Source organism: Streptococcus sp. 3167, assembly GCF_013277175.1.
GTDB lineage: Bacteria > Bacillota > Bacilli > Lactobacillales > Streptococcaceae > Streptococcus > Streptococcus pseudopneumoniae.
Genome location: NZ_VMML01000011.1, coordinates 40,343 through 49,182, shown reverse-complemented (window position 1 = coordinate 49,182; position 8,840 = coordinate 40,343). Strand labels below are relative to the sequence as shown.

General features: G+C 41.8%; 9 protein-coding genes, 1 pseudogene and 1 other annotated feature. Of the genes and pseudogenes, 9 read left to right on the top strand and 1 reads right to left on the bottom strand.

Annotation, left to right across the window (positions count from 1 at the left end; translation table 11 throughout):
* Positions 1–161: 161 nt before the first annotated feature.
* Positions 162–387 (top strand) — a binding site (T-box leader).
* A gap of 71 nt (positions 388–458) precedes the next feature.
* From trpE to trpA, 7 genes are read left to right on the top strand one after another with little or no spacing between them, the layout of a single operon-like run.
* On the top strand, positions 459–1,820 hold the full coding sequence (gene trpE, locus HT678_RS01910; protein ID WP_000439608.1) for an anthranilate synthase component I: 1,362 nt from the start codon (positions 459–461) through the stop codon (positions 1,818–1,820).
* Positions 1,817–2,383: an aminodeoxychorismate/anthranilate synthase component II gene (locus HT678_RS01905; protein ID WP_000601921.1), complete on the top strand. Its 567-nt coding sequence runs from the start codon at positions 1,817–1,819 to the stop codon at positions 2,381–2,383. The genes trpE and HT678_RS01905 overlap by 4 nt, the downstream gene beginning before the upstream one ends.
* A gap of 10 nt (positions 2,384–2,393) precedes the next feature.
* Entirely contained in the window at positions 2,394–3,398 is a 1,005-nt protein-coding gene (gene trpD / locus HT678_RS01900; protein WP_050207425.1) for an anthranilate phosphoribosyltransferase, read from the top strand.
* Positions 3,395–4,162, top strand: coding sequence for an indole-3-glycerol phosphate synthase TrpC (gene trpC, locus HT678_RS01895; protein ID WP_000076540.1), 768 nt, complete (start codon positions 3,395–3,397; stop codon positions 4,160–4,162). The genes trpD and trpC overlap by 4 nt, the downstream gene beginning before the upstream one ends.
* Positions 4,149–4,748 (top strand): phosphoribosylanthranilate isomerase, encoded by a 600-nt coding sequence (locus HT678_RS01890; RefSeq protein ID WP_000169908.1) that lies wholly within the window; start codon positions 4,149–4,151, stop codon positions 4,746–4,748. The genes trpC and HT678_RS01890 overlap by 14 nt, the downstream gene beginning before the upstream one ends.
* Positions 4,726–5,949 carry a tryptophan synthase subunit beta gene (gene trpB / locus HT678_RS01885; RefSeq protein WP_023940760.1) on the top strand — a complete coding sequence of 408 codons (1,224 nt, stop codon included), beginning with the start codon at positions 4,726–4,728 and terminating at the stop codon, positions 5,947–5,949. The genes HT678_RS01890 and trpB overlap by 23 nt, the downstream gene beginning before the upstream one ends.
* Positions 5,942–6,718 carry a tryptophan synthase subunit alpha gene (trpA, locus tag HT678_RS01880; protein WP_001127013.1) on the top strand — a complete coding sequence of 259 codons (777 nt, stop codon included), beginning with the start codon at positions 5,942–5,944 and terminating at the stop codon, positions 6,716–6,718. The genes trpB and trpA overlap by 8 nt, the downstream gene beginning before the upstream one ends.
* Here trpA and HT678_RS01875 read toward each other — a convergent pair.
* Positions 6,690–6,788: pseudogene (locus HT678_RS01875) on the bottom strand (prepilin peptidase); the annotation flags it as partial. The gene trpA and the pseudogene HT678_RS01875 sit on opposite strands and share 29 nt — an antisense overlap.
* Before the next feature lie 123 nt (positions 6,789–6,911).
* Between HT678_RS01875 and HT678_RS01870 the strand changes: the two are divergent.
* Together HT678_RS01870 and HT678_RS01865 are read left to right on the top strand one after the other, a co-directional pair.
* On the top strand, positions 6,912–7,643 hold the full coding sequence (locus HT678_RS01870) for a hypothetical protein (RefSeq protein WP_023940758.1): 732 nt from the start codon (positions 6,912–6,914) through the stop codon (positions 7,641–7,643).
* A 14-nt stretch (positions 7,644–7,657) separates the two neighbouring features.
* Positions 7,658–8,809 (top strand): XRE family transcriptional regulator, encoded by a 1,152-nt coding sequence (locus HT678_RS01865; protein WP_023932622.1) that lies wholly within the window; start codon positions 7,658–7,660, stop codon positions 8,807–8,809.
* Positions 8,810–8,840 lie beyond the last annotated feature (31 nt).

The window sequence follows — 8,840 nt, the reverse complement described above, 5'->3', positions numbered from 1 at the left end:
ACGAAGTCAGTAACCATACCTACGGCAAGGTGAAGTTGACGCGGTTTGAAGAGATTTTCGAAGAGTATAAAGGTGTACCGAGATGAACATCTCTTCATCAATGTCTCTGGTCGTGGAGACAAGGACGTAGCTGCGATTGCAGACTACCTAGAAGCTAAAAAATAAAAGATGGAAAAATTACAGTCCTTTCTCTCACAGAGAGCTTGTGGTTGCTGAAAACAAGCAGAGAAAACTGTAAGGTTGGGTCCATCTGAAACGAGAGAAGAAAACATCATTCTCAAGGGAGTGCCCTTTATCGCACAGCCTGTTACAGAATCTTTCTAAGACAGGAATGAGAGATAGGAGAAATCCTATAATTGAGGTGGCACCGCGAATTTCGTCCTCACGCAAGTTATTTTGCGTGGGGATTTTTCATACAGTCGCCACGGACTAGAAGTAGAACTGAAAGGGAAATTACAATGGAACGAATCATTCATGGAGATGTCTTATCACCAATCTTAGCTTATATGCGCTTAAAGGGACAACACAAGGTTATCTTAGAGAGTATTCCGAGAGACAAGGAAACAGCTCGTTTTTCTATCTTAGCCTATAATCCTGTTTTTGAGATTAAGTTTGAAAATGGAGTTCTTTACCAAAATGGGAAAATGATTGATCAGGATCCCTTGGATTTCCTTTATGAAGTGACTCATAAGAGCCAGCACCATTCAGAGCTCCCTTTTGGTGGTGGAGCTATTGGTTTTGTTGGTTACGATATGATTTCGCTTTATGAAGAAATTGGTCAAATTCCTGAAGATACAATTGGAACGCCAGACATGCATTTCTTCGTCTATGAGAGTTACATTGTCTTTGACCACAAGAAGGAAAAAATTCATGTCATCGAGGATGCTCTCTATAGTGAGCGCAGTCAAGAGGCCTTGGAAAAATCCTTGAACCAAGTGCTTGAGGAATTACGCATTCCTGCTCCAAATGAATTTGAAGACTTGGATCTATCTCCGTTAGACTTCAAACCGCATATCGCTCCACATAAGTTTGAGGGAATGGTAGAAACAGCTCGTGACTTGATTCGTAACGGAGATATGTTCCAATGTGTACTCAGCCAGCGTTTCTCAGCAGAAGTTACTGGAAATCCATTTGACTTCTACAGAAATCTCCGCGTGACTAATCCTTCTAATTACCTTTATTTCTATGATTTTGGGGATTATCAAATCATCGGAGCTAGTCCAGAAAGTTTAGTTTCTGTCAAAAATGGCATCGTGACAACCAATCCGATTGCAGGGACGCGACCAAGAGGGGCTACGGATGAAGAAGACAAGACCTTGGCGACTGACCTCCTCTCTGATGAGAAGGAAACAGCAGAACATCGAATGTTGGTAGACTTGGGGCGTAACGATATTGGCCGCATCTCTGAAACGGCCAGTGTCCAAGTTACTAAGTATATGAAGGTGGAGCTCTTCCGCTATGTTATGCATTTGACCAGCGTGGTCAAGGGACGTTTGCTTCCAGAACTCACTGCTATGGATGCCTTGAAATCAACACTTCCTGCTGGAACAGTTTCTGGAGCACCAAAGATTCGAGCTATGAGACGCATCTATGAACTGGAAACAGAAAAACGGGGCGTATACGCGGGAGCAATCGGCTACTTGTCTGCGACGGGTGATATGGATTTGGCCATTGCCATCCGAACCATGATTCTCAAAAATCAAAGAGCCTATGTGCAGGCTGGGGCAGGGATTGTCTACGACTCTATCGCCCAAAACGAATACCAAGAAACCATTAACAAAGCAAAATCTATGACTAGAATTGGAGAACTAAGACCATGATTTTATTGATTGACAACTATGATTCTTTTACCTATAACTTGGCCCAATACATTGGGAATTTTGCAGAAGTTCAGGTTCTGAGAAATGATGATTCCAAGCTGTATGAAGAAGCTGAAAAAGCAGATGGTCTGGTCTTTTCTCCTGGTCCTGGTTGGCCAGTTGATGCTGGAAAGATGGAAGACATGATTTGTGATTTTGCAGGCAAGAAGCCGATTCTAGGGATTTGTTTGGGTCACCAAGCCATTGCAGAAGTCTTTGGTGGTAAGCTAGGTTTGGCTCCAAAAGTCATGCATGGGAAACAGAGCAATATCAACTTTGAAGCGCCATCTGTTTTGTATCAAGGTATTGAGGATGGCCGTGCGGTCATGCGTTATCACAGTATTTTGATTGAGGAAATGCCAGAAGACTTTGAAGTGACAGCTCGTTCGACTGATGACCAAGCCATCATGGGGATTCAACATAAAAACCTACCGATTTATGGCTTCCAGTACCATCCAGAGAGCATTGGAACGCCAGACGGCTTGTCTTCTATTCGGAATTTTATCGAGAAGGTTGTAAAGTGAGGAAACTAGGATGAAAGAGATTATTGAAAAACTAGCAAAATTTGAAAATTTATCAGGTGTGGAAATGATGGATGTCATTGAGCGTATCGTAACTGGGCGTGTAACTGAAGCGCAGATTGCTTCTCTCCTCTTAGCTCTTAAGATGAAGGGGGAAACACCTGAAGAACGCACAGCCATTGCCCAAGTCATGAGAGGACATGCCCAGCATATTCCAACTGAGATTCATGATGCCATGGACAACTGTGGTACAGGTGGGGACAAGTCTTTCAGTTTTAATATTTCCACAACTGCAGCCTTTGTCTTGGCTGGTGGCGGTATTCACATGGCCAAGCATGGTAACCGCTCGATTTCTTCTAAATCTGGCTCCGCAGATGTCCTCGAAGCCTTGGGAATCAATCTTGACCTCAAACCAGCTGAACTAGGTAAGGTCTTTGATAAAACTGGAATCGTCTTTCTCTTCGCTAAAAATATGCACCCAGCTATGAAATACATCATGCCAGCTCGTTTGGAATTGGGAATTCCAACGATTATGAATTTGACTGGTCCACTGATTCATCCAATGGCTTTAGAAACACAGCTTCTTGGAATTAGTCGTCCAGAACTCCTAGAAAGTACAGCTCAGGTTTTGAAAAATATGGGTCGCAAACGTGCCATCGTGGTTGCTGGACCAGAAGGGTTGGATGAAGCTGGCTTGAACGGAACAACCAAGATTGCACTTCTTGAAAATGGCGAAATCAGTTTGTCAAGCTTTACTCCAGAGGATTTGGGAATGGAAGGCTATGCTATGGAAGATATTCGTGGTGGGAATGCTCAGGAAAATGCAGAAATTTTGCTCAGCGTTCTGAAAAACGAAGCAAGTCCATTCTTGGAAACGACAGTCTTGAATGCTGGTCTTGGTTTCTATGCTAATGGTAAGATTGATAGCATCAAGGAAGGAGTTGCCTTGGCCCGTCAAGTGATTGCTAGAGGCAAGGCCCTTGAAAAACTCAGACTGTTACAGGAGTACCAAAAATGAGTCAGGAATTTTTAGCACGAATCTTAGAGCAGAAGGCGCGTGAGGTGGAGCAGATGAAGCTGGAGCAAATCCAGCCTCTGCGCCAGACCTATCGCTTGGCAGAATTTTTGAAGAATCATCAGGACCGCTTGCAGGTAATCGCTGAGGTCAAGAAAGCTAGCCCTAGTTTGGGAGATATCAATCTCGATGTGGATATTGTGCAACAGGCCCAGACTTATGAAGCAAATGGTGCAGTTATGATTTCTGTTTTGACAGATGAGGTTTTCTTTAAAGGTCATTTGGATTATCTAAGGGAGATTTCCAGTCAGGTAAACATTCCGACGCTCAACAAGGACTTTATCATCGATGAAAAGCAAATCATCCGCGCTCGCAATGCAGGTGCGACAGTCATCTTGCTCATTGTGGCAGCCTTGTCAGAAGAACGTCTTAAGGAACTTTATGACTACGCGACGGAACTTGGTCTGGAAGTCTTAGTGGAAACCCACAATCTAGCTGAACTAGAAGTGGCTCACAGACTTGGTGCCCAGATTATCGGGGTCAATAATCGCAATTTGACTACCTTTGAAGTCGACTTGCAGACCAGTGTAGACTTGTCCCAACACTTTAAGGAAGGACGTTATTACATTTCTGAATCTGCTATTTTCACAGGGCAGGATGCGGAACGACTAGCGCCATACTTTAACGGAATTTTAGTAGGGACAGCTCTCATGCAGGCAGAAGATGTAGCCCAGAGAACCAAGGAGTTGCAGATTGACAAAGGTTAAAATTTGTGGACTATCGACCAAAGAAGCGGTGGAAACAGCCGTTTCAGCAGGAGCCGATTATATCGGTTTTGTCTTTGCACCTAGTAAAAGACAGGTGACTTTAGAAGAGGCAGCTGTGCTGGCAAAGCTTATTCCTGCGGATGTGAAAAAGGTTGGTGTATTTGTTTCACCAAGTCGGGCAGAACTGCTAGAAGCGATTGACAAAGTTGGCTTGGACTTGGTTCAAGTTCACGGTCAGGTGGCAGATGATTTATTTGAGAATTTGCCTTGTGCCAGTATTCAGGCTGTGCAGGTAGATGGAAATGGGCATGTCCCCAATTCTCAGGCAGATTATCTACTCTTTGATGCCCCTGTGGCAGGAAGTGGCCAGACCTTTGACTGGGCTCAACTGGATACGACTGGATTAACTCAGTCTTTCTTTATCGCAGGTGGGCTTAATGAAGACAATGTAGTAAAAGCAATTCAACACTTTACTCCCTATGCAGTAGATGTATCAAGCGGAGTGGAGACAGATGGACAAAAAGATCATGAAAAGATTAGAAGATTTATAGAGAGGGTAAAGCATGGCATATCAGGAACCAAATAAAGATGGATTTTACGGAAAATTCGGCGGACGTTTTGTCCCAGAAATATTGATGACAGCAGTTTTGGAGTTGGAGAAGGCCTACCGTGAAAGTCAGGCAGACCCAAGTTTCCAAGAGGAATTAAACCAGCTTTTGCGCCAGTACGTAGGACGTGAAACTCCTCTTTATTACGCAAAAAACTTGACCCAGCATATCGGCGGAGCCAAGATTTATCTCAAACGGGAAGACCTTAACCATACAGGAGCCCACAAGATTAACAATGCCTTAGGACAAGTTTGGCTTGCCAAACGCATGGGTAAAAAGAAAATTATCGCAGAAACGGGTGCTGGTCAGCACGGTGTGGCAACTGCAACTGCTGCGGCCCTCTTTAACATGGAATGTACCATCTACATGGGTGAGGAAGATGTCAAACGCCAAGCCCTCAATGTCTTCCGCATGGAGCTTTTGGGAGCCAAGGTCGAGGCTGTAACAGATGGTTCGCGCGTGCTCAAGGATGCGGTCAATGCAGCCCTTCGTTCATGGGTGGCTAATATCGACGATACCCACTATATCCTTGGTTCTGCCTTGGGGCCTCATCCATTTCCAGAAATCGTTCGTGACTTCCAAAGTGTCATCGGTCGCGAAGCTAAACAACAGTATCGCGATATGACAGGTCAAAATCTGCCCGATGCCCTAGTAGCCTGTGTTGGTGGTGGATCTAATGCTATTGGGCTCTTCCATCCCTTTGTAGAAGATGAGTCTGTAGCTATGTATGGAGCTGAAGCGGCTGGACTTGGTGTGGATACAGAGCACCACGCAGCTACCTTGACCAAGGGTCGTCCAGGTGTCCTTCACGGTTCCCTCATGGATGTGCTCCAAGATGCCCATGGTCAAATTCTTGAAGCCTTCTCTATCTCAGCAGGTTTGGACTATCCTGGTATCGGTCCAGAGCATTCTCACTACCACGATATTAAACGTGCCAGCTATGTCCCTGTAACAGACGAAGAAGCCTTGGAAGGATTCCAACTCTTGTCTCGTGTGGAAGGGATTATCCCAGCCTTGGAATCGAGTCATGCTATCGCCTTTGCGGTGAAATTGGCCAAAGAACTTGGACCAGACAAGTCTATGATTGTCTGTCTATCAGGTCGTGGGGACAAGGATGTGGTTCAAGTCAAGGACCGCTTGGAAGCAGATGCAGCAAAGAAGGGAGAAGCTCATGCCTAAGACACTAACAGAAAAATTAAACGCTATAAAAGCAGCTGGAAAAGGAATTTTCGTTCCCTATATCATGGCTGGAGACCATGAGAAAGGTTTGGATGGACTTGGGGAAACAATTCACTTTTTAGAAGATTTAGGTGTCTCTGCAATTGAAGTGGGCATTCCCTTTTCAGATCCTGTTGCAGATGGACCTGTTATCGAAGAAGCTGGCCTGCGCAGTTTAGCCCACGGGACCTCTACCCAGGCTTTGGTTGAAACCTTGAAAACAATTGAAACAGAGGTTCCACTGGTCATCATGACCTACTTCAACCCCCTCTTTCAGTACGGTGTGGAGAATTTTGTCAAAGATCTGGCTGATACAGCTGTGAAGGGCTTGATTATCCCAGACCTGCCTCATGAGCATGCCAACTTTGTAGAACCATTTTTGGCAGATACAGACATCGCCTTGATTCCTCTAGTTAGTTTGACGACAGGGCTTGAGCGTCAGAAAGAGTTGATTGATGGGGCAGAAGGATTCGTCTATGCGGTTGCCATCAATGGGGTGACAGGGAAATCAGGCAATTACCGCGCAGATTTGGACAAGCACTTGGCACAACTTCATCAAGTGGCCGATATCCCAGTCTTGACAGGATTTGGCGTATCTAGTCAAGCTGATGTAGAACGCTTCAATGCGGTATCGGATGGTGTTATTGTCGGTTCGAAAATTGTAAAAGCCCTCCACCAAGGAGAGCCGATTCAGGACTTTATCAAACAAGCAGTAGCTTACCAAAAATAATCACACAAGCAGCAAGTAAGAGGAAAGGCACAAAAGGAAGTCTTTCCTTTTTCTTTTGCAGGAGAAAAGCTGGTTTTAGATATCATTTGCTAAATTACTCTAATATATAACTTTAAGAAAAAGCTAATTATTGTAGTAATTTCTTTAAGAAAATGATATAATTCATTAAAAAGTATTCGGAGGAGGAAGAATTATGTTGAATCAGGATCTCTTTGATTCGCTTGAGGCACAAAAAATTGTAGATACTTTGATGAAAGGGCAAAAAGATTATGTAGATGAACGTCTAGAAAAAAGAGAGACAATGAAAGTGTCGAATGGTTATGCATGGACGCGACCTAATCATATTGATAATGCATTTGCATCAGCAGATTTGTTTGAGTATAAATTACAATTAGCAGGACAGACTTGGGGATATTTAGAATTTGAAACAAATACAGAAAAATATGGGAAAGTATTGTTAATTATAAAGGGTAAGAAGCGACTTACGAGCCAATTTCCTTTGGTACAAAAAAATAAGAGTGGCTACTTATTTGAATATGCTCGGATGAATACACTTTATCTTAATCAACATTCTTCCTACAAAAATGATGAAGATAGTCATTCTTTTCCAATTCAGATGGAGTTAGTTTCTGATGAAATGATTCAAGAAATTGAACAAGCTACCAAAAATTCGAATATCGAAAAATTTATGATTTTAACTTATGAGGCGGACTCAGAAAACAATATTATATCTGTAGATGTTGTTATGCCTGATGCACGAACTGGTCAGTTACACTTGATTCAGGATTTGTCTGAGTATATTCAATCAAGTTCGTACCATTTCGAAGAAGCTAAATATCAAAATATTCCTAATTTTTCAGAATTATCGGAAACAGAAGATTTTGAAATTATTCCAAGAATAGAAAAACAAGAAGGTCAAAAGTAGTAAGGAGTATGTAAATGTTTAATGGTCGGGTATTGAAAGAATTACGGCTGTTAAATGGTTTAAGTAGAGCAGAATTGGCTCAGAGAATTAATTTAACGGAACAAGCCATTTGGCAGTTTGAGTCCAACGAAACGAAACCTAAATTATCAACCAAAATGCATTTGGCCAACCAATTTCATGTTGATTTAACTTATTTTGAACAGGAAGAAGAGAGCATTCGATTTGATTCTTCTGTAATTGCCTTTAGAAATGCAGATCTAGCAACACGGAAAACAATAGATATTCAAACTATGTATTTACATAAGGTAGATAGTTTGATTGATTATTTTGAAAGTTTTGTAATTATACCTAATATTACAATTCATGACCTAAGTAATGTAGTGAGTGAATCTTATCATAAGGAAGAATCTATTGAGGAATTGGCTCTTTATGCCAGGGAAAAATTAGGTATTTCAAAAGATAATCATGATTTGCTTTATAAATTAGAACGTTCAGGCATCTATATCGTGGAACGATTAATTAATGGTCAAGCTGATGCTTATAGCGCATGGTCAAAATTGGGAAGACCTTATATTGTGTTGGGGACGAATAAATCATCTGTACGTCGAAATTTTGACTTAGCTCATGAGCTAGGACATATTCTTTTACACAAATGTAAAGATATGAATGAAGATGGCGATCGTTTGGAGCAAGAAGCAAATTATTTTGCATCATGTTTTTTATTGCCAAAAGAAGAGTTTTTAGTCAAATTTGAAGAGAAGGTTGGCAAGCGTGTCAGCAATCCTGATAGTTATATTTTATTGAAGTCGGATTTGAATGTTTCGATACAGGCTTTAGAGTATCGAGCTTTTAAGTTAGGATTATTGACTCCAAAGCAACATTCTTACTTTTATCGTCAAATTGCGCAAAAAGGTTACAAAATGATTGAACCTTTGGATGATCAAATTTTTGTAAAAAAACCAAGCAAAGTAAAGAGTATCCTGGACGTCGTTTTGAGTAATCATCTAGTCAGTCTAGCGACTATAATGTCTAAACAAAGTATTCGTTTACAGTTTATAAGCGAAATATTTTCAGTCGAAATGAAATTTTTTGATCAGTATCAAGAAGATAAAAGAACAGATCGATTTGATAACATCATTCCTTTGTACAAAAGAAATAATTTATAATTCAACTGTGAAATAATTTCATGAAGGACAT